Raw genomic sequence first — 20587 nt, 5'->3', positions numbered from 1 at the left:
AGCCTGTCAATTTGTGACAGCAGAATAGAAAAAAACCGCAAATCTTTCAATATGCGGTTTTTGTGTCAGCTTTAGTAACTCAAAATTTTAGCAAATCAGAATCTGTGACGTAGGCCAGCAATCACGCTGGTCGCACGATCCGCTGTACTGATCTTGTCGCTCATCAGCACCGCATACACATCGGTACGCTTGGACAGGTTGTAGTCATAACCAGCTGACAGGGTATCGCGCTTGTATTCTGTGTTGGCGGTCAGCGTGCCATTACGTTTGGTGTTTGCATAGGCCAGCAGGATGTCGCCACCACCTGCGGGGATCTTGGCGCCCAGGCTATAGATCTTGTCATCCATCTGCTTGCCAGCGGCATTGTCATTTTTGCTGGAGGTATAAGTCGCATACAGTTTGGCGGCAGTCAGATCATAGCTGGCACCGACAAAATAGGCAGTCTGGTTATTGATGGAGGCAAAATTCACAGGTGCGGATGTGGCGTCAACGATCGCTGAACCGCCCAGGGGATTGGATACCTGGACTTTTTGATAGAAGGCGCTCAGGGCCAGCGGGCCATTGAAGTACAGGGCATTCAAGCCTATATTACGTGTGCCTGTGTCACCGGCTTTTTCCCCAAACTGATAATGCATATTGGCACTAAAGCCATCGAAGTTGGGTGTGCTGTAAATGATTTCATTACTCCAGCCCGAATCCCCCGCGGCTGAATTGGCCCAGGTGCGCGAAGCAAAACCACCGGATGGTACATACCAGTGCAGCACCAAGGGCGATACATCAAAGGAATCGCCAAAGGGATTGAAAATCACGACAGGCAAGAAGCTGGGTGCCAGATCACGACCCAGCGAGACGCGGCCAAAACTGCCCGACAAGGCGACATTGGCATCGCGAGAAAACAGGGTATCGCCACCAAAGCGGCCAGACTCCCCGGTATCAGGGCGCAGGAAGGCAGTCAGTGCAAATTCTGCCTTGAGGCCACCACCGAGATCTTCTACCCCTTTGAAACCAAACCAGGACGTCGTCATGCCACCAGGCGTGATGGCCGCCGTGCTGGCCTTGTCACCACTCATTTTGACAGAGCCTACCGACAAATCCACCAGGCCTTGCACGGTGACACTGGATTGCGCCAGCGCACTGCCTGCGCACAAACAAGAAGCGACTGCAAAAACCATGAATTTCATCTGCATTTTCATCTTTTTTTCCTTCTCTCAGGTTTAACAACGATTTTTTTCAGCGTGGTGGCAAATCAAACTTTGTCAGCTTAATCTTGGGCAGGCAGGGTTTGGATGCACCCGACCTGGTCAGCAGGCGCTGCATTTATTTAACAACATAGGGATGGACTTGCTTCCAGTGTTCCGCGATATCGATGCGACGGCAAACCCAGACCTTGTCATGTGACTGTACATAATCAAGGAAGCGCTGGAAGGCACGGAAACGCCCGGGTCGCCCCAGCAAGCGGCAATGCATGCCTATGGATAGCATTTTTGGTGCATTGTCACCCTCAGGGTCACCTTCGGCATACAAGAGGTCGAAACTGTCTTTGAGATAATCATAGAAATGCTCGCCGGTATTAAACCCCTGGGGCGTGGCGAAGCGCATGTCATTGCTGTCCAGGGTATAGGGCACGACCAGGTGAGGATGCTGCTGGTCATCGCTGGTCGTGACTTGGGTCCAGAAAGGCAGGTCATCACCATAGTAATCAGCATCATAGGCAAAGCCGCCATGCTCCACCACCAGCTTGCGGGTATTCGGTGAATCGCGGCCGGTGTACCAGCCCAGCGGCGCTTTGCCAGTCAGCTCGCGCATGATTTGCACGGCTTGCTGCATGTGTTCACGTTCTATGGCTTCATCCAGACCTTGATAATGTATCCAGCGCAAGCCGTGGCAGGCGATTTCATGACCCAGCTCGCCAAAGGCCTGGGTCAACTCGGGATGACGCTGCAAGGCCATGGCGACACCAAATACGGTCAGCGGCAACTGGCGCTTTTCAAATTCACGCAAGATGCGCCAGACGCCGGCGCGGGAGCCATATTCATAGATAGATTCCATAGACATGTGGCGTGCTTCATAAGCTGCTGCACCCACGATCTCGGATAAAAACTGCTCAGACGCACGGTCACCATGCAGCACACAGTTTTCACCACCCTCTTCATAGTTCAGGACAAATTGCAGGGCTATCCTGGCCTGGCCTGGCCATTGCGCATGCGGGACATGGCAGCCATAGCCTATGAGGTCACGTGGGTAGTCACTAAATTGCTTGCTGGACTGAGTCATACTTTTTATTCTCCGGGTACATGCTGTTCAGGACATACTGGCCCTGGCTTTCATCGTTCTGCTTGAAGTAGATGGGCAAATGCAAGTGACGTGCCATCTTTGCATTTGCGCTAAATCATTTTCCAAATTCGTCTACGATTGTCAGCATTTTTTCGACGATAGATATACTGTTTTTAGTATATGTTCTATTACGCATCAATTAAACAACATAGTCTTTTTCGCAACAAGCAAAGTTTGGTCATTAAATGCTGTGTAAGTACCCTGTAACAAAGGCAACCGTATCACCCTCGTGACGCCCGGCACGGCAAGCTTGTTACAATACAGCCCATGCGCCTGCAATCCATAGATCAATTCCTCATCCAGCCTCCCCAACCTGAAAACCTGGCAGGTTTCCGCCGTTTTTTACTGGAGTTCTGGTATTTCGGTATCAAAGAGCTGCGTGCCTGTCTGTTCGTCGGCCTGTTCTTTGCATCGATACTGATCGTGCCCAGGGCTGGCTTGTTCGGCTTGCCGCGTTATGATGTGCTGTTTGTGATTGCGCTGCTGATACAGGCTGGCATGGTGTGGAGCAAGCTGGAAACCTTGGATGAACTGAAGGCCGTGACCCTGTTCCACATGGTCGGTTTTGCACTGGAAGTGTTCAAGGTATCAGGCCAGATACAAAGCTGGGCTTATCCTGAATTTGGCTATACCAAGCTATGGGGTGTGCCGCTGTTCAGCGGCTTCATGTATGCCAGTATAGGCAGCTATATCATCCAGGCCTGGCGCTTGTTTGATTTGCGCATACGCCATCATCCGCCTTACTGGATGGCTGGCCTGATAGGCATACTGATTTACCTGAATTTTTTCACTCACCACTATATCGGTGACTATCGCTGGTATCTGGCCGCTTGCACGCTGGGCCTGTATGCGCGTTCGTCGGTGGTATTCCGGCCGTTGGACCGTGACCGCAGCATGCCTCTGCTGCTGTCCTTCGTGCTGATCGGCTTCTTTATCTGGCTGGCAGAAAACATGGGGACTTTCTTTGGTATCTGGCGCTACCCCAACCAAATGGGCGCCTGGTCCACCGTGCATTTAGGCAAATGGAGTTCCTGGTCTTTGCTGGTCATCATGACCTTCACCATTGTTGCCCATCTCAAGCATATCAAGCGGCATATCCATATCGCTGAGTGAATCACTTCGCTGATTTCAAAAGTTTCCAGGCAAAAAAATAGCCCGCTATTCGCGGGCTTAAATCCAAACCTTAGGAGGTGTTGGAGGAGACAGGTACTACTTTAATGCGCCGCAACATATTTGTATGCTTTATTATGTAAATATCAGATATTCATTATTTGAATATCTCTTTAGTCTTGCAGACCACTCCATTTAATTTCCTCTATCACAATCAAGAAACTTAAATACCAGTGATACTTTCGCCATGATTAGAGCAGACACTCAAATTTTCTATGGACGAACTTGGCTGACACATCGCTGCTCTCAGACACAGCTTGTACGTCTGTGTCCGAGGTCCATAGGCTTTATTGACGGCCAGGCATACTCTTCAAGAGCAGCAGATCTCCCTGTTTGATGCAGCTGTCGACTATATGCTGGGCCCAGGCGCTGGTCACCAGATAAGTACTGCCATTCATCTGTTCTTCTGTAGCAACTACGTCAGTCTTTAAATCTATCCTGGCTTTGTGATGCAGCCAGGACAATCCTGGTTTATCAGACGGATACTCAAAAAACTGCAGTATCAAGATGGATTGATCTTCTTTCCAGTAGGCATACAAGCCTGTTTCGCCATTCTCCATTTGCACATTGGCGATATGAATATGCTGTAGTGCACTTTTTGTATTTCTTGCGTAGCGAGTAACAAACTGCTGCAAGGCAGTTCGCATGTCTTTTTCTATTTGCAGCTTGTGAATCGGCTTTTGCCTTTGTACACCCGGGGGTGCATCCGTCGCACTTGCGTGCCAGCAAATGGAAGCAAGCAAACTTAAGAGACAGGCACGAAAAATACCCAGTTTTTTCAAACTCATAGAGGCAGGCAGTTTAAGTGAGGAGGAAAGCCAAATATTCATGCACACTGAGTATTTTTACAAGCTGTCAGGAAAATGGCAGGGAGTAGCATCTGCATCAACCTATCCCAAATTGGCAAAAAAAAACCCGCAAAATTTGCGGGTTTAAATCCAAACCTTAGGAGGTGTTGGAGGAGACAGGTATAACTATATCGCAGCGCAACAAATTCACCAAGATCTATTTTGGCATATCCATTATTCATAAATCACATATCGATTGTCATAAATATTTCCTTGCAGAAAAATAAATATAGAAATCACATTAATATTGTGAATGAAGTCAAAAAAAAACCCGCGACCTTGCGGTTGCGGGTTAAATCCAAACCTTAGGAGGTGTTGGAGGAGACAGGTACTACTTTATCGCAGTGCAGCAAATAAATCTTCTTTATTTTTGGTATACCAGTTATTACCAAGACGCATATCTTTGCAGCTTTTGCTTACTTCTTGCCATATCTACCGTGCTGTTTTCGCATACAGCAGGTTTCGCTTCCCATGCACCCCATAAATGCGCAGCAGAATTTATCCGTTTACAATGACAAGATTGAAATTTTTCTTTCATGAAAGATTTCCCCAACATTCAGGAAACCTGGCCATATGTCATCAAGATCATTTCGTGTTTCAAGTTTGTGGTTTCAGCAAATCTGCAAACCATTTCTCCACAGTGGTCTGGTGCTAACTATATGTGGTCTTGCATCTCTCGCCAGCGCAAATGAGCTGGCTATGAAAAATCCTGGTTTTGAAGAATGGCAGGCAGATCAAACACTACCCACAGGCTGGAAAGTCATGGTGACAGCGCATGCCATCAGCGCTGATTGCCAAATCGCCAAAGAAGGCAAATATTCAGTCAGGCTTGAAAGCAATCCACAAACATCAAAAGATAGCATGACTGCTATGGCGCAAACCCTGATCGCCAGTACGATAGACGGCCACCCGCTTATCTTGTCTGGATGGATAAAAACCCAGGATGTCAAAGGCCAAGCTGAAATCTTTCTCCAGGTTGATAGCAAAACAAAGAGTGCAGTCGCTGAATCCTCACTCAACAAACTGGCACCGGCAGGCACCCAGGACTGGCAGCGTTTTAGCATCAAAGTGCCGGTTGCCGCCAATGCTGCAGTAGTACATTTTGGTATCGGCCTCAAAGGCACAGGTACGGCCTGGTTTGATGGCCTGGCGCTCGAAGTCGATGAAAATACTAAAGTAGCTGAGCTGCCAGAAGTGAAACGACCAGCACGACCACAAAAAAACTCACAACTCGATGATGACCACAGCATGGCTCTGGCTGCCGACCTGATACCGAAAATCAAAGCTGAGTGGCAAGCAGGCATACAGCAAGACGCGCATGGCCTGCGCTCCATGTTCAGTGAAGATTTCAGTGACCTGCAATTCCTGAAACCGCTATTAAAAGGCAAAAGGCTTGTGCAGCTCGGTGAAAGTGGCCATGGCATTGCTGAATTCAACTGGATGAAGGTGCGGCTGGTCAAGTTCCTGCATCAGGAAATGGGCTTTGATGTCATCGCCATGGAAGCATCGATGACGACCTCGGATGCAGTGAATCAAAATGTCGCTCAGATTTCAGCGGGCGAGGCCATGACCAGCAGCCAGTTCGCCACCATAGGCACGCTGGAAACCCTGGACTTGTTTGAGTATGTAAAGCAAAGCCAGGCAGGCAAGCATGGCTTGATACTGGCGGGTTTTGATAATCAAAACTCTGGCTGGAAATCCAGCATCGCTATTACTGCCAGATTCAAATCCTTGCTGAGTCTGATAGATACTGATCTGGCAGGACAAATTGATGGCATGGAAAAAGAACTGGAGAATTTGAACAGCAAGAAAAAAATGAGTATGTCAGCAGAGGAGTTGGCACAGCGTTATAAAGCCGTGGCTGACAAACTCGATAGTGAGCGTGCAAAACTCCTGGCCCATGACACAAGCAAGCATGCCGAAGTCTTGATGAGCATACAGGAAGCCAGGGCCAGGGTGAAACTATGCCAGCAACTGGCTACTCCCGGAATGAATAAAACAGGTATGGAAATTCGTGATCTGGCGATGGCAGACAATTTGAATTTCCTGCTTGAGACGATCTATCCACAAAAGAAAATCATGGTATGGGCACACAATACCCACATCGCCAACAACTGGATAGATCAGGAGAGTCCTAAAACCATGGGTGTCTGGATGGCAGAGAAACGCCGTAAAGAGATGTACACCATAGGTCTATATATGGGGCGTGGCACCCTGGGTAGCTACGGCAAGGATACCTATTCAGAAATCGATGCGCCGTCCGCAGGCAGCATGGAAAGTATACTGGCCAATGGCGGTCTCAAAATGAGCTTTGTCGACTTTTCACAGGCAAAGCCCAGTGCAACGAATAGCTGGATGTTTGCCTCCATCAATGCCCGGTTCTGGGGCAGGAACCCGGAAGTCATCGTCCCAGCCAAGGCCTATGATGCTGTGATCTATATTGATACTGTCACGCCTTCAGAGTATTGGAAATGAGATTGAACAAGAGATTAAAAACGAGGCCTCAGGCAGAGCAATCCCCACCGCCTGAACCATAATCCGCAGAACCAGCCGCGCTACCGCCATCAAAATAAAAGTAGTCACTATCACCACTTTGCGGGCGGGGTGCACGTCTGGCCAACTGTTTTTTAAGCTCAGCCGCCAATTCCTCTTCCTGACGCTCGCGCTTCTGGATGGCGAGCAATTCCGGCTTGGGCATGACCAGGGTATCAGGCAGCGCGATGCCACATTTTTCACACTTGGGATAACGCCGGTTAAAAATACCAAAACCACATTTTGGACAAACAGCGGGCTTTTGTAGTGACATGAATAAACCCCGTATAAAGATAGACCACACTAATTTTTACTGCTGCCAAGACGACGCAGCAGCCACTCCAGCGGCCCTTGCCTGAACTTGAGCCGCCATAAATGAGAGCATATTAGCGCAATAAAAAAGAAGCTGCCCGCAGCGGTGATTGCCATGCCCAAGGTCTGGCCTTCCAGATAGCCCAATTCTTCCAGCACGACCATGCCTATCAGCACATGGGCCAGATAAATACTCAAGGCCAGTTGTCCCGTATGCACCAGGGCGCGCAAGCTGAGGGTATCTGCAAATTTTTCTGCGAGGTAAATGCTCAGGATAATGACTATACAGGCACTGCCAGTGGCAGAAATCATATACACGGGCAAGGGTGGCATGGGCTCGGCTTTGCTGAACAGATAGCGCAGACTGGCAGTCAACTCCCAATTGCCGAGAATATAAAACAAGGCCCAGGCCAATACTTGGGCAAGGACTATCGCTGCCACGCCAGCCAGCAAAACCCGCTGCCGCACGACAGGAACATGCATATCCAGACGCCCTATCACTATACCCACCAGCAAGTAGCCCGCCCAGGGAAAGAAAGGGTGGAAGCCATTGAAAAACAGATTCAACAAAAATCCGCGAGCAGTCCAGAAATTTGAATAATGCAGCAAATCCCAGTTCCAGTTCTGGCTATAGTTAAAGCTGAAAAACAGGGCCGTGAAAATCAGGCAAAAAGCTGCCGCCAATATCAATAGCAGGCGGGAAGAGACTGTCAGCAAGACTACTGCCCATGCAATATATAGCCCATAATAATGGAGGATATCGGCAGGCCATATCCAGATATACAGCAAACCAAAACCAAACAAAAAAGCAGCGCGTTTCAACAAACTTATTCTATGTTGACGCAGAGCGACTGTATCTCCCGCCAGCCTGGCGGTATTCGTCATGAGACTGATACCAACACCAGCCAGTATCACAAACAATGCCGAGGCACGGCCATCAAGATGGGCAAAGATGCTGATCCACCACGGTTCTTGGCCCTCTTTTGCAGCTTGCGCATGCATGACGACTTTGAAATTCACGATAATCATGCCCAGGATGGCAAGAGCACGCGCCAGATCGTAACCCAGGATTCTTTGCTGCTTCACCTGCATCCCATTCACTGCTGAAAGCGTAACAAGATAACAATCAAAGATTCAGATGGCAAGCTGAAAAATGCAAGGGAGCAATTTCTCTAAGTTCTGGCTGCTCTGCCACGCACCTGGGCATGGCATGTGGGCAGCGTGGATGAAAATGGCAGCCAGTCGGCGGATTTAGCGGGGAAGGGATTTCCCCCTTGATGGCGATGTATTCCATCTTGCGCACTTCCAGCCTGGGGGCAGATGCCAGCAAAGCTTGCGTGTAGGGATGGTTAGGCCGTTCAAAAATTTCTGCAGTCGCGGCCGATTCCACCACGCGGCCCAGGTACATGATGAGTACGCGGTCAGATACATGCCTGACGACACCGAGGTCATGGCTGATGAACAGGTAAGTCAGCTTCAGTTCGTCACGCAGTTTGATGAACAGGTTCAAAACCTGCGCCTGTATCGACACATCCAGCGCCGCGACTGCCTCATCGCACACCAGCAGTTCAGGCTTGACGGCCAGTGCCCTGGCGATGCCGACACGGGCTCGCTGGCCGCCAGAAAATTGATGCGGGAAACGTTTCAGCACAGCCGGGTCCAGCCCTACTTTTTGCAACAGGTGTTCTACATATTCCTGCTGTTCTGCTGCCTTGATGATGCCATGTACGACCGGTGCTTCACCGACGATGTCTTGCACACGCAGGCGCGGGTTCAGCGAGGCATACGGGTCCTGGAATATCATTTGTACGGCCAGTTGCATTTGCCTGCGTTTGGCATTATCCATGTCTGCCAGGTTTTCACCACGCCACCAGCGAGTACCATCCGACAAACCGTGCAGACCCACGGCCATGCGCCCTAGTGTAGATTTGCCACAGCCGGATTCACCGACCAGGCCGACGACTTCACCTGCTTGCAGACTCACATCGACCTGATCAACGGCGTGGACGATTTGCTGTTTGCTGTCAGCACCGAATAGCTGAGTCAGCTTGTCAGTCAGTGCCACAGGTTTGGCAAAACGCTTGCTGACCTGGCGCAGTTCCAGCAAGGCTGGCTCGCGTATATCAGTCATGCATCACCTCAGCCACGGTTTGCATAGGGTGGAAGCACAATACATTGTGCCCGTCCAGGCTTTCCACCACCGGGTCTTGTTCGCAAACAGAGGTCGCACGTTCACAGCGCAGGCGGAATGCACAGCCTTGCGGCAAGTTCAGCAAGGATGGGGTTGCCCCCGGTATCTGGCGCAGGCTTTGCCCATGCAGATTGCGTGATGGTGAAGAAGCGATCAAGCCGTGGGTGTAGGGGTGCCAGGCCTGTTCCAGTACTTGTTGTACGCTGCCGCTCTCGACTATCTTGCCGGCATACATGACGGCGACCGTATCAGCCAGGCCAGCCACCACGGACAGGTCATGGGTGATCCAGATCAGTGCCGTGCCAGATTCGCGGCAAAGCTTTTGCATTTCATACAGGATTTGTCCCTGTATGGTCACGTCGAGTGCAGTGGTCGGTTCGTCGCAAATAATCAGTTCTGGCTCATTCAAAAGTGCAATGGCGATTGCCACCCTTTGCCGCATGCCGCCAGAAAACTGGTGCGGATAGGCCAGCAGTCTTTCATCTGGCGAAGGTATGCCAACCTTGACCAGGGCTGCGCGTGCCATGTCGCGTGCTTTTTCGCGACTCACATCTTGATGAGCAAAGATGGTTTCCATCATTTGTGTAGCTATGCGCAAGACAGGGTTCAGGGTCATCATCGGGTCCTGGAATATCATGGCGATGCGGTTGCCACGGATTTTCCGCATGGCTTCTGCCGACAGGCTGCGCAAGTCCTGGCCCTTGAACAAGACCTTGCCCGCTGCGACTTTGCCGGGTGGGTCGATCAGGCCCAAGATGGAATAAGCCGTCATGGATTTACCAGAACCGGATTCACCCACCAGGCCCATGATTTGGCCGGGCTGCACGCTGAAGCTGACATTATTCACCGCACGCACAGTACCGGCACGGCTGGCAAATTCAGTCTGCAGGTTTTGTACTTCCAGAGTCGCGATTGTCATGATGTCTGTTCCACCTGTTCCACCTGTTTCACCTGTTGCACCTATTGCGTCTGCAAGCGCGGGTTGAGTACATCGCGCAAATGGTCAGCCACCAGATTGATGGATACCACCGTCAGCAACAAGGCCAGACCGGGATAAAAGCTGATCCAGTATTTACCAGACAACAGGTATTGATAGCCATTGGCGATCAGCAAACCCAGTGAAGGTTCTGTGACCGGCAAACCCAGGCCCAGGAATGAGAGCGTCGCTTCCAGTGAAATCGCCGATGCCACCTGCAAGGCAGCGATGACGATCAGCGGCGGCAGGCAATTCGGCAGCAAGTGACGCCAGATAATACGCGCCGGTGACAAGCCCAGGCCGACTGCGGCTTCTATATATTCTTTTTGTCTTTCCACCAGTGCCGCACTGCGGGCCGTGCGCGCATAGTAGGCCCATTGCACCAGCACCAAAGCGATAATGATCTTGCCCACGCCCTGCCCTGTCAGCGCCAGTAAAATCATGGCAATCAGGATGGCGGGGAAAGATAACTGTATGTCGGCGATACGCATGATGATGGTTTCGACACGACCACCCAGATAACCAGCGAGCAAGCCCAGACTCAAGCCGATTGCCAGCGCAATCGCGGTGCTGGAAAAACCAACGATGAGGGAGATACGCAAGCCGTAGAAGATGGCCGACAGCATATCCCGCCCCTGCTCATCCGTGCCTAGCAAAAACCTGTGCTGGCCATCGGCAGAGAGTTTGCCGGGTTCCAGGCGTGAATCCATGACATCCAGTGCCATCAGGTCATAAGGATTTTGCGGCGAAATCAGTGGTGCAAATATCGCCAGCAAGACCAGTAGCAATAAAATCAAACTACCCAGACTGGCGATACGGCTGGCAAAGAAGTCGCGCAAGAAACGCTGTAAGGGCGTTTCAATTTTTGCGCTGATAGCTTCTGTCGTCGTCAAATTCGCCATAACATCAACCCCGGCTTTCTGACAGACGCACGCGCGGGTCCAGCAATGAATACAGCACATCCACCACCAGGTTGATGAGGATAAACAGGCTGACGATCAACAGCAGGTAGGCAACGATGACTGGCCTGTCCAGCACGCGTATGGAATCGATAATGAGCTTGCCCATGCCGGGCCAGGCGAACACCGATTCAGTGACAATCGCAAAAGCGATGATGGAACCAAATTGCAAGGCAATCACAGTGACGATAGGGATAAGGATGTTCTTGAGTACATGCACGCCTATGATGCGGCTATTGCGCAAACCCTTGGCGCGGGCAAAACGCACATAGTCTTGCAGCAGCGCTTCTTGCGCACCTGAGCGCGTCAGGCGTATCACCATGGCGATGTTGAAAAGCGCCAGGTTAAGTGCCGGCAAGAGCAAATGTTTGAGGCCATCGAGACTCAAGAAACTCACGGGCACACCCAGCAAGAGTGTCGTCTCACCACGCCCGCTGGAAGGCAACCAGCCGAGTTGCACGGCAAACACCATGATCAGCATCAGCCCCACCCAGAAGGTAGGCAGGGAGAAACCCAGTATCGACACCGCCATGATGCTTTTTGCAGCAATGCTGTCTGGCCGCAAGCCAGCCAGCAAACCCAGCGGTATGCCCAGCATGATCGCAATCAAGATGGCAAACACGGCCAGCTCCAGCGTGGCTGGCATGCGTTCTATGATCAGGCCCAGGGCAGGAGTCGCATAAGCAAATGAGCGCCCCATGTCACCAGCCAGGGCATTTTTGAGGAATAACCAGTATTGCTGCGGCAGGCTCTGGTCCAGGCCAAATGCAGCGATGATGCGCGCGCGTTCTACCTGGTCTGCCTCAGGGCTGATCAGGATATCGATGGGATTGCCTATTGCATACACACCGGCAAATACCAGCAGTGACATGAGCAGCAAAACAGCCAGGCTTTGCAGCAGGCGGCGCAAGATGAATCCTGGCATGTATCAGGCCTGCCTTGAGAATATCTGTAGATACAGGGAATCCGCCTGGGCTGGCCCGTGGCTGGTTTTCCGACATGAAAGTTTCATGAGTATCTTCATTGCTTGCTTTTGCGTGGGTTTGTTGAAGTTTTAGCGAATTTTACAGGCTTTGCCACGGACTCGTGCAGGCTGTTGGTCTGCTACACTAGCTCATCGGCGGACTGTGTCTGCAAATCACCTGGCTTATCTGAACTTCCATGTCCGTCATCAAGCGTATTGCCCTGCATGCTTTCCTGATATCAGTCGTGCTGATACTGCCACCTTTGGTTTACGACTCTCTCAGTCATACCAGGCTGGGCTCTGTCCCAGGTATGCTGATGCTCGGTGGCCTTAGTTACCCGACGTATTTTTCCTACCTGGTAACAGGTTTGCAGAGCGCACGTGCACGCTTTATCTGGCTGCACCTGATCGCCTTGCTGACTATCTCTTTCTTTGCGCTTGAGGCCAGTGATCGCTCCACCCCACTGCTCGTGGCCTTGTTACCAGCCATTCTTGGTTTGATCACATTACCCATGGCGGCTATTGCCAAGCTACGCCAACAAAGGCCACTTGCGACCACCTGTCTGTTCAGCAGTCTGGTTTCTGGGCCTACAGGCCTGGTCCTGAGCTTGCTGGCCATCTATAGCATGGGTATGAGTGCCATGTCTGGCATGCGCTGGTAAGATAAGCCTTAACGATAAGTCAGTCAAAGCAGTTTTGGTAGTAAGGATATGAGGAGCGCGGCTGGCAGTTTGCCCGGAATCTGGTATCTTTCTCTATACTGAAGAAAACTGTAGTTAGTGCAGGTATTAAAACAGATACAGCGCTGGCTAGCAATTTTCTTATCATCGGGATAACATCCTAAAAAGAATAGTTTGCACATATTTGCTACTGGCTCACTGCCAGCGCAACGATGCCAGGCAATCCGGAGACAAAAAATGAATCTGATCGACCCTATCGTCCAATTCCAGGCAGAAATCCAGCAAATCCGGCGTGATATCCATGCCCACCCTGAGCTTTGCTTTGAAGAACATCGTACTTCTGAAGTCGTTGCGCAAAAGCTGGAAGCCTGGGGCATACCCATCATCCGCGGCCTGGCTGGCACAGGCATAGTCGGGGTACTCAAGAATGGTAGTAGTGAACGGGCCATAGGTTTGCGTGCCGATATGGATGCCTTGCCCATGCAGGAAATCAATACCTTTGCCCATACCTCAAAACATGATGGGAAAATGCATGCCTGCGGCCATGATGGCCACACGGCCATGTTGCTGGGGGCGGCGCATTATTTGTCCAAATACAAGGAATTTGATGGCACGGTTTACCTGATTTTCCAGCCTGCCGAAGAAGGCGGTGGCGGCGCGCGTCGCATGATAGAAGACGGCATGTTCGAGAAATACCCCATGGATGCAGTCTTTGGCATGCATAACTGGCCAGGCGTCGCGGTAGGCAGCTTTGGTGTCACCCCTGGCCCCATGATGGCCTCATCAAATGAATTTGAAGTCATTGTCAGAGGCAAGGGTGCTCATGCGGCGCAACCGCACAAGGGCATAGACCCTATCATGGTCGCGATACAGATGGCGCAAAGCTGGCAAACCATCGTCAGCCGCAATGCCAGCCCGCTGGAATCAGCTGTTTTGTCGGTCACGCAAATCCATTCCGGCAGTGCCACCAATGTCATCCCGGATGAAGCGACACTGATAGGCACGGTGCGTGCCTTCAGCACCGAGATGATCGATCTCATAGAAAAACGCATGCGTACCATTGCAGAACACACTGCAGCGGCTTTTGATGCCCAGGTGGATTTCCACTTCAAGCGCAATTACCCACCCCTGATCAACCATGCCAAAGAAACTGCCTTTGCTGCCGAAGTCATGCGCAGCGTGGTAGGGGCAGACAAAGTCGATGACCAGGTAGAACCCACCATGGGCGCGGAGGATTTTTCTTTCATGCTGCAGGCCAAACCGGGTTGCTATGCCTTTTTGGGTAATGGCGATGGCGACCACCGGGACATGGGTCATGGCCTCGGACCTTGCAACTTGCACAACCCCAGCTATGACTTTAATGATGATTTGCTGCCGATAGGTGCAACTTATTGGGTCAGGCTGGCAGAAGCCTACTTGAAAAAAACTGCCTGAGCAGCCATCTAAACAGCCTGGAATGACCTAAAATCATCCCCTACATTTACCGAAACTCAACCAGATTAGATAAGAAGACTTTCATGGCCGACGAAAAAGAGAATAACGAAGCACAACAACGTAGCCCCTTCCTCGAAGAAAAGGCCTTTAAATCCCGTACTGTGCTGGTATTTGGCACGATCAACGACAAACTGGCATCAGAAGTCTCCCAGCGCCTGATCGCCTTGTCGGCAGAGTCCAAAGAACCTATCACCATCCTGGTCTCGTCACCTGGCGGCCATGTGGAATCTGGCGATGTCATTCATGACATTATCAAGTTTATCGATGCACCAGTGAATATCGTTGGCACGGGCTGGGTGGGCAGTGCTGCTGTGAATGTGTTCCTGTCGGTACCTAAGGATCGCCGTGTCTGCCTGCAAAATACCCGCTTCTTGATCCATCAACCGAGTGGCGGTTTTGGTGGCCAGGCATCGGATATCGCTATCCAGGCGCGTGAAATCGTCAAGATACGCGAGCGTATCGCCGCACTGATCGCCAGGGAATCTGGCCAGACACTGGAAAAAGTCACTGCCGATATAGACCGTGATTACTGGATGAGTGCCACCGAAGCGATGGAATATGGCCTGGTCTCCCGCATCATCGTCAAACAAAGCGAACTGTCTTAAGTTTTCAAAGCTTAGACTTACAAAAAATGCCACAGTAAGCTGTGGCATTTTTTTCAGCAGGGAAAATCAGGCTTTGCTAAAACTCTTCCCAGTCATCTGCCGCGGCCGCCACAGGTTCTTTTCTGGCTGTTGCCGGTTTTCCGGTTTTAGCCGCGGGCTTGGGCAAGGCGCGTACCAAAGGTTTTTCACTGGCCGTTCTTACCGGTGCTGATTTGCTCACAGGCACAGGTTTGCTGGCGGCAATCGGGGTGTGATCAAGTTTGAAGACACTGACAATACGGCTCAAATTTTGCGCCTGATCTTGCAGAGCACCTGCTGCTGCGGCGGCCTCTTCCACCAGGGCAGCATTTTGCTGTGTCATCTCATCCATCTGCGTCACAGCAACATTGATCTGCTCTATGCCTGCACTTTGTTCTGTACCCGCTGCGGTGATTTCGCTGATGATATCGCTGACACGCTTGACACTGTCGACCACCTCCTTCATGGTTTCACCAGCCTGATCGACCAGGCGTGTACCCTGCCCTACTTTATCCACAGAATCATTGATCAATTCCTTGATTTCCTTGGCGGCACTGGCCGAGCGTTGCGCCAGGTTGCGCACTTCGGATGCAACAACAGCAAAGCCGCGCCCCTGTTCACCGGCACGAGCAGCTTCAACCGCCGCATTCAAGGCCAAAATATTGGTCTGGAAGGCAATCCCATCAATGACGGCAATGATATCGACAATCTTTTTAGAAGACTCATTGATGGACCCCATGGTATCGACCACTTGCGAGACTACATCGCCCCCTTTTTGCGCCACTGCAGAAGCAGAATGTGATAACTGATTGGCCTGGCGCGCATTATCACTATTGTGCTTGATAGTGGAAGTGATTTCTTCCATGGAAGAAGCGGTTTCTTCCAGCGAGCTGGCCTGGTTTTCTGTGCGGCGGGACAAATCCAGATTACCGTTCGCAATCTCGGTAGTGGCTGTGGCAATTTCATCTGTACCCTGACGCACTTCGGTCACCACTTGCAACAGGCTCTGATTCATTTCCTTCAGGGCTTGTAGCAACAAACCGGTTTCGTCACGGGTAGTGGATTGAATATTACTGGTCAGGTCACCAGCAGCCACAGTCTGTGCCACTTTGACTGCATCTTGCAAGGGACGAGAAACAATACGGGCAATGGTATAGGCCAGCAACATGCCCAGGGAAACGCTCACAATGAGGATAGTAATAATCAGCGTACGTGAAGTTTGATAAGACTCCATGCCTTTGGTATAGGCATCAATGCCACCATCCACATTGATCTTGACCATCTTGTCGACTATGTCCCGAATTTTGGAATTGAGTTTGGAAGAATCTGTGCGCATCATCGCCATGGCGTCCTTGCCATTACCGTCATGCGACATCGCCGCCATTTTGTCGCTGATCTGCAAATACTCTGTCATGGATTTACTGTAGTCCTCAAACAGTTTTTTCTCTTCGGACTCAGTAATCAGACGCGCATACTCGGCCTCATGTTCTTTCAGTCCCTTGACTGCCTCCTTGACCCGGCCCACGTACTTATCCGCCTCTTCGACATTTTCTGCAGATACCATCTGCGCTTCCTGTGAACGTATGCGCGAGACTCTTTCTTTGATTGACATGGCGGCATTCACACTGGGCATCCAGTTGGTGCCCAGCTCATAGGCATTTTGATTGACCTTGGCCAGCATGGTGATGGAAAACACACCGAGAAAAACTGTCAGCAACAAGAGCAAGCCAAATCCAACAAATAGCTTGGCCGAAATTCTTAGGTTATAAAACATTCTCATGACAGTTCCTTGGAAAAGGCTGACAAAGTACAAATACCAAAATTCAATCCTGCTTAGCGAACAGCGCTTTTAAAACTCTTCCCAGTCATCATTGGTCTTGGCCAGCTCCCTTTCTTTGGTGGCGGCTTTCACAGGTGCAGCCTTGCGTATATTGCTGCTGGTGGCGGCAGGTTTGGCCAGTTGCTTGCTGACAGCCCTGACTGGCCTGGTTGGTGAATTTGAGGCGGGATGACTATGTATCAGCTTGAACACGCCGACCACACGACTCAGATTGGCGGCCTGCTCTTGCAAGGCACCGGCCGCAGCAGCAGCCTCCTCCACCAAAGCTGCATTCTGTTGTGTAACCTGGTCCATCTGTATGATGGCGGTATTGATCTGGTCTATGCCCGAGCTTTGTTCAGCACCGGCAGCCGTAATTTCGGAAATAATGTCGCTGACACGTTTGACGCTTTCCACCACTTCTTGCATGGTGGCACCTGCCTGGTCCACCAAACGTGTACCAAGATCGACTTTCTCTACAGAATCATTGATGAGTGCCTTGATTTCCTTGGCGGCACTGGCTGAACGCTGTGCCAGATTGCGTACCTCGGAGGCCACCACGGCAAAACCGCGACCCTGTTCACCGGCACGGGCAGCTTCTACCGCCGCATTCAAGGCCAGGATATTGGTCTGGAAGGCGATACCATCAATGACGGCAATGATGTCGACGATTTTTTTCGATGATTCACTGATGGAACCCATGGTATCGACCACTTGCGACACCACGCTACCACCTTTTTGCGCCACCGCAGAAGCAGAATGCGATAACTGATTGGCCTGGCGCGCATTGTCACTATTGTGCTTGACGGTGGAAGTCAGCTCTTCCATGGATGAGGCCGTCTCTTCCAGTGAGCCTGCCTGGCTTTCCGTGCGTGCCGACAAATCCATATTGCCATTAGCAATTTCTGTCGATGCTGTGGCGATCAGATCCGTGCCTGTCCTGACTTCACTGACAACCGATAACAGACTGGCATTCATTTCTTTCAATGCCTGCAAGAGCTCCCCGGTTTCATCTGTAGTCTTGACTTCGATATCACTGGTCAAGTCACCTGAAGCCACGGTCTTGGCCACCCTGACGGCTTCTTGCAAGGGGCGGGATACCACCCTGGCTATCCAGTAAGCCAATAGCAGGCCCAGGGCGATGGTGACGACAATCAGGCCGAGTATCAATATTCTGGAATTAGCATAGATTTGCTCACCCATATGGTATTCGGCGATACCGCCGTCGGCGTTCACCTGCACCATCTTGTCGGCCAGTGCCAGCATGTCTGCATTCAGTCTTGATGACTCGCCGCGCAAGGTCGTGCGTGCTTCTTCCATATTGCCGGCAGCTGCCTGGGCTGTCAGTTTTTTTGCCTCGACTACATACAGTTCCCATAGTTTGCTGTAGTCGGCAAAATACTTTTTTTCTATTTCTGTGCTGATGAGTTTGACATAGTCGACCTCATATTTTTTCAGCTCGACAGTATAGTCTTGCCAGCGCTGTTCATATTTTTTTTGAGCAGCCTCATCCCCGACAGATAAGACAATTTGCATTTCCTGGGTACGAAGACGAGATATCCTTTCCTTGATACCCATGGCAGCATTCACACTAGGCATCCAGTTGGTACCCAATTCCAGTGCAGTGCTATTGACCCTGGATAGTTGATAGACTGAAAAACCTCCAAGAAATACAGTAAGTAATAGCAGTAAGACGAAACCAACGAAGAGCTTGGCCGAAATCCTCAGGTTGTAAAACAATTTCATGGTAAGTCCTTTATTAAAAAGAACAACAAAATTGCAGGGACAGGGAAATCAGGAGGGATACTATGAATATATATCTAGTTTTAGATGGATTTGTTGCAGATTGCAAATTTCTCACCAGTAATTTGTATATATCTGGCAAAAGCGTGGCAAAAAAAAAGAAAGCCGACCAGAGGCTTTCTTTTCGGCAATGCAAACTGGAAAATTTCAAGGTAATACAGTTACTACTTTGACAGTCGCATCAACAGCCGAGCGCTCTATATAGCCTATGCCGGTAGGATTGGCCGCTACGGCTTTTTTTACTTCTGCATTGTTGTGCATTTCTTTCGGCGCCGTACCCTTGCCGGTGAATACCAGCTTGGACCAGATAGTCTTGACTTCGGACAAATCCTTGTCGGCCACCTTTTTGTAAAACTCCGCACGCAGGGGAGAGCTTTCTGGTAAATCCACAGGCGTGAACATGGGAGATTTACCCAGGAAAAACTGAGATGCCTGCGCAGCTGTCATGGCAGTTGCCGGATTCGCTGCATTGACGATGACCACCAGTTCCACGGCATTTGCCATGCCTACACCAGTCATGACAGCGGTGGCCAATAATAAATGTGTCAATAGTTTATTCATCACGCCTCCCCTATCAAAATACAAAATCAACAGCTGCTGCAAACACCGTCACCGGGCCTTTGAAACCAGGCTTGGCGTTAATGAAGACGCCTGGGCCATTATCGGGTGACATTCTGTCGAGTTGCAATTTCAGGGCAGCTGACTTATGGAAATCCCAACGTACACCTATGCTATTGCTGCTTTGTATAGGTGAGGAGGATGCCAGTGAATTTGCACCCAGGGTGTAAGGCAACAAAGGACCGGCAGTTGGCAGGCCAGCCACAGTGCGCGGACTATCCTGAGTGGCCGAAGCATGCACCACATAGGGCAGGAAGGCCCCCATGCGGTAGCCAAACATGGTGTACCAGGACGTGCTGTCAGCGATAGACAGGCTGGCAGATTTGCGCTTGCCATATTCAGCCTGCACGACCATGCTCTTCCAGTCCACACCCAGGCCGACAGAAGTGAAGGAAGCCTTGGTATCATTCACGGCAATCGCATTCGCGCCTGAGACAAAACCAAACTTCGTCAAGCCGGCTACCAGGTTAGTCAGGTTGGTGGAATTGTCGACGGTAACATTGGCATCGACGCGTCCAAAACGGAGAGTGAAAGGCCCATTTTCAGCAACGATATTGATGCTCGATACTTTCTTGAACTTGGCAGTAAAGCCACCACGATTGTCAGAATCAGTCACCCCATAGGCAACTTGCGCGGTGAATGCGGTGTCACCCACATTGGTCTGGTAAAGTACATCGGCACCATCCAGGCTTTCCAGCGTGACCTGGGTATACATTTCTACCGGTGGACGCAACATGGTATTGGCATAGCCTACATTGCGATAATCAGAAATCATATACACCGGCAAGCCGACGCGACCCACGCGTATGTTGAGGTTTTCAGATACCTTGGCTTTGGCAAAGGCCCAAGCCAGCTCTGCACCAAAATTGTCCGTGACGTTTTTACGCACCAGACCCTGGCCAGTGAAAGACAACCAGTCATTCATTTTTGCCGTCACCTGCAAACCAAGATTGGAATCCACCCCGGTTTTTGCACCGCTGGTGACACCTGCCAATTGATTTGGACGGGCAAATTCTGCGTCGGAAGTGTTACTGCGTGTCAATGCAGCAGTGCCAAATCCACTGACTGTGACATTCGACGTGTCTTCAGCCCAGGCGGCTGATACTGCGGAAGTCATCGCCAATAAAGTGATAAAAGGCTTCAATTTCATGCTATCTCCTTGAAAGTTTCTTCATTGTAAGTTTTATTTATTAGCCAGATTTAGACTATTTCCTCAAGGAAATCATCAAAACAATTACACAATAACAATTCAGTAGATAGCAAT

General features: G+C 50.7%; 19 protein-coding genes. 5 read left to right on the top strand and 14 right to left on the bottom strand.

Annotated elements, in window-relative coordinates:
• Positions 1-95: 95 nt before the first annotated feature.
• The gene (locus tag ACO0LC_RS24455; protein ID WP_423008170.1) at positions 96-1187 is read right to left on the bottom strand and encodes a porin; all 1092 of its coding nucleotides are present in this window, start codon (positions 1185-1187) and stop codon (positions 96-98) included.
• A 130-nt stretch (positions 1188-1317) separates the two neighbouring features.
• Positions 1318-2274 (bottom strand): allantoinase PuuE, encoded by a 957-nt coding sequence (gene puuE / locus ACO0LC_RS24450; protein ID WP_423008071.1) that lies wholly within the window; start codon positions 2272-2274, stop codon positions 1318-1320.
• 327 nt (positions 2275-2601) lie between these two features.
• On the opposite strand from puuE, the gene ACO0LC_RS24445 reads away from it, so the two are divergent.
• Positions 2602-3447: a DUF817 domain-containing protein gene (locus ACO0LC_RS24445; RefSeq protein WP_423008069.1), complete on the top strand. Its 846-nt coding sequence runs from the start codon at positions 2602-2604 to the stop codon at positions 3445-3447.
• 344 nt (positions 3448-3791) lie between these two features.
• On the opposite strand, the gene ACO0LC_RS24440 is transcribed toward ACO0LC_RS24445, so the two are convergent.
• Both ACO0LC_RS24440 and ACO0LC_RS24435 read right to left on the bottom strand, forming a co-directional pair.
• A complete protein-coding gene (locus ACO0LC_RS24440) occupies positions 3792-4151 on the bottom strand; it encodes a hypothetical protein (RefSeq protein ID WP_423008067.1) in 360 nt (119 codons plus the stop codon).
• A gap of 586 nt (positions 4152-4737) precedes the next feature.
• Positions 4738-4890 carry a hypothetical protein gene (locus tag ACO0LC_RS24435; RefSeq protein WP_423008065.1) on the bottom strand — a complete coding sequence of 51 codons (153 nt, stop codon included), beginning with the start codon at positions 4888-4890 and terminating at the stop codon, positions 4738-4740.
• Between the two features lie 161 nt (positions 4891-5051).
• On the opposite strand from ACO0LC_RS24435, the gene ACO0LC_RS24430 reads away from it, so the two are divergent.
• Positions 5052-6827 (top strand): erythromycin esterase family protein, encoded by a 1776-nt coding sequence (locus ACO0LC_RS24430; protein ID WP_423008063.1) that lies wholly within the window; start codon positions 5052-5054, stop codon positions 6825-6827.
• 28 nt (positions 6828-6855) lie between these two features.
• On the opposite strand, the gene ACO0LC_RS24425 is transcribed toward ACO0LC_RS24430, so the two are convergent.
• Genes ACO0LC_RS24425 through ACO0LC_RS24400 form a run of 6 tightly spaced genes read right to left on the bottom strand, consistent with a single transcriptional unit; the run spans position 6856 to position 12247 of the window.
• A complete protein-coding gene (locus ACO0LC_RS24425) occupies positions 6856-7158 on the bottom strand; it encodes a hypothetical protein (protein WP_423008060.1) in 303 nt (100 codons plus the stop codon).
• A 29-nt stretch (positions 7159-7187) separates the two neighbouring features.
• Positions 7188-8282: a DUF418 domain-containing protein gene (locus ACO0LC_RS24420; RefSeq protein WP_423008058.1), complete on the bottom strand. Its 1095-nt coding sequence runs from the start codon at positions 8280-8282 to the stop codon at positions 7188-7190.
• Between the two features lie 40 nt (positions 8283-8322).
• Positions 8323-9327 (bottom strand): ABC transporter ATP-binding protein, encoded by a 1005-nt coding sequence (locus tag ACO0LC_RS24415; RefSeq protein ID WP_423008056.1) that lies wholly within the window; start codon positions 9325-9327, stop codon positions 8323-8325.
• Entirely contained in the window at positions 9320-10306 is a 987-nt protein-coding gene (locus ACO0LC_RS24410) for an ABC transporter ATP-binding protein (RefSeq protein WP_423008054.1), read from the bottom strand. Before ACO0LC_RS24410 ends, ACO0LC_RS24415 begins: the two co-directional genes overlap by 8 nt.
• Before the next feature lie 41 nt (positions 10307-10347).
• The gene (locus tag ACO0LC_RS24405; RefSeq protein ID WP_423008052.1) at positions 10348-11265 is read right to left on the bottom strand and encodes an ABC transporter permease; all 918 of its coding nucleotides are present in this window, start codon (positions 11263-11265) and stop codon (positions 10348-10350) included.
• A 4-nt stretch (positions 11266-11269) separates the two neighbouring features.
• Positions 11270-12247 (bottom strand): ABC transporter permease, encoded by a 978-nt coding sequence (locus tag ACO0LC_RS24400; RefSeq protein ID WP_423008050.1) that lies wholly within the window; start codon positions 12245-12247, stop codon positions 11270-11272.
• 236 nt (positions 12248-12483) lie between these two features.
• Here ACO0LC_RS24400 and ACO0LC_RS24395 point away from each other — a divergent pair, with 236 nt between their 5' ends.
• The 3 genes from ACO0LC_RS24395 (at position 12484) to ACO0LC_RS24385 (ending at position 15065) form a co-directional block, all read left to right on the top strand.
• On the top strand, positions 12484-12948 hold the full coding sequence (locus tag ACO0LC_RS24395) for a hypothetical protein (RefSeq protein WP_423008048.1): 465 nt from the start codon (positions 12484-12486) through the stop codon (positions 12946-12948).
• Positions 12949-13203: 255 nt separating this feature from the next.
• Positions 13204-14400, top strand: coding sequence for a M20 aminoacylase family protein (locus ACO0LC_RS24390; protein WP_423008046.1), 1197 nt, complete (start codon positions 13204-13206; stop codon positions 14398-14400).
• A gap of 83 nt (positions 14401-14483) precedes the next feature.
• Positions 14484-15065, top strand: coding sequence for an ATP-dependent Clp protease proteolytic subunit (locus ACO0LC_RS24385; protein ID WP_423008044.1), 582 nt, complete (start codon positions 14484-14486; stop codon positions 15063-15065).
• Between the two features lie 76 nt (positions 15066-15141).
• On the opposite strand, the gene ACO0LC_RS24380 is transcribed toward ACO0LC_RS24385, so the two are convergent.
• The 4 genes from ACO0LC_RS24380 to ACO0LC_RS24365 form a co-directional block, all read right to left on the bottom strand.
• Entirely contained in the window at positions 15142-16863 is a 1722-nt protein-coding gene (locus ACO0LC_RS24380) for a methyl-accepting chemotaxis protein (RefSeq protein ID WP_423008042.1), read from the bottom strand.
• Positions 16864-16932: 69 nt separating this feature from the next.
• Positions 16933-18648, bottom strand: coding sequence for a methyl-accepting chemotaxis protein (locus ACO0LC_RS24375; protein ID WP_423008040.1), 1716 nt, complete (start codon positions 18646-18648; stop codon positions 16933-16935).
• A gap of 204 nt (positions 18649-18852) precedes the next feature.
• A complete protein-coding gene (locus ACO0LC_RS24370; RefSeq protein WP_423008038.1) occupies positions 18853-19266 on the bottom strand; it encodes a hypothetical protein in 414 nt (137 codons plus the stop codon).
• A gap of 13 nt (positions 19267-19279) precedes the next feature.
• Positions 19280-20473 (bottom strand): hypothetical protein, encoded by a 1194-nt coding sequence (locus tag ACO0LC_RS24365; RefSeq protein WP_423008036.1) that lies wholly within the window; start codon positions 20471-20473, stop codon positions 19280-19282.
• Positions 20474-20587 lie beyond the last annotated feature (114 nt).

The sequence above is a fragment of the Undibacterium sp. JH2W genome (genome assembly GCF_049340425.1).
Classification (GTDB): Bacteria; Pseudomonadota; Gammaproteobacteria; order Burkholderiales; family Burkholderiaceae_D; genus Undibacterium.
Note: the sequence above shows the minus strand (reverse complement) of the source record. Positions and strands in the feature narration are given on the sequence as shown.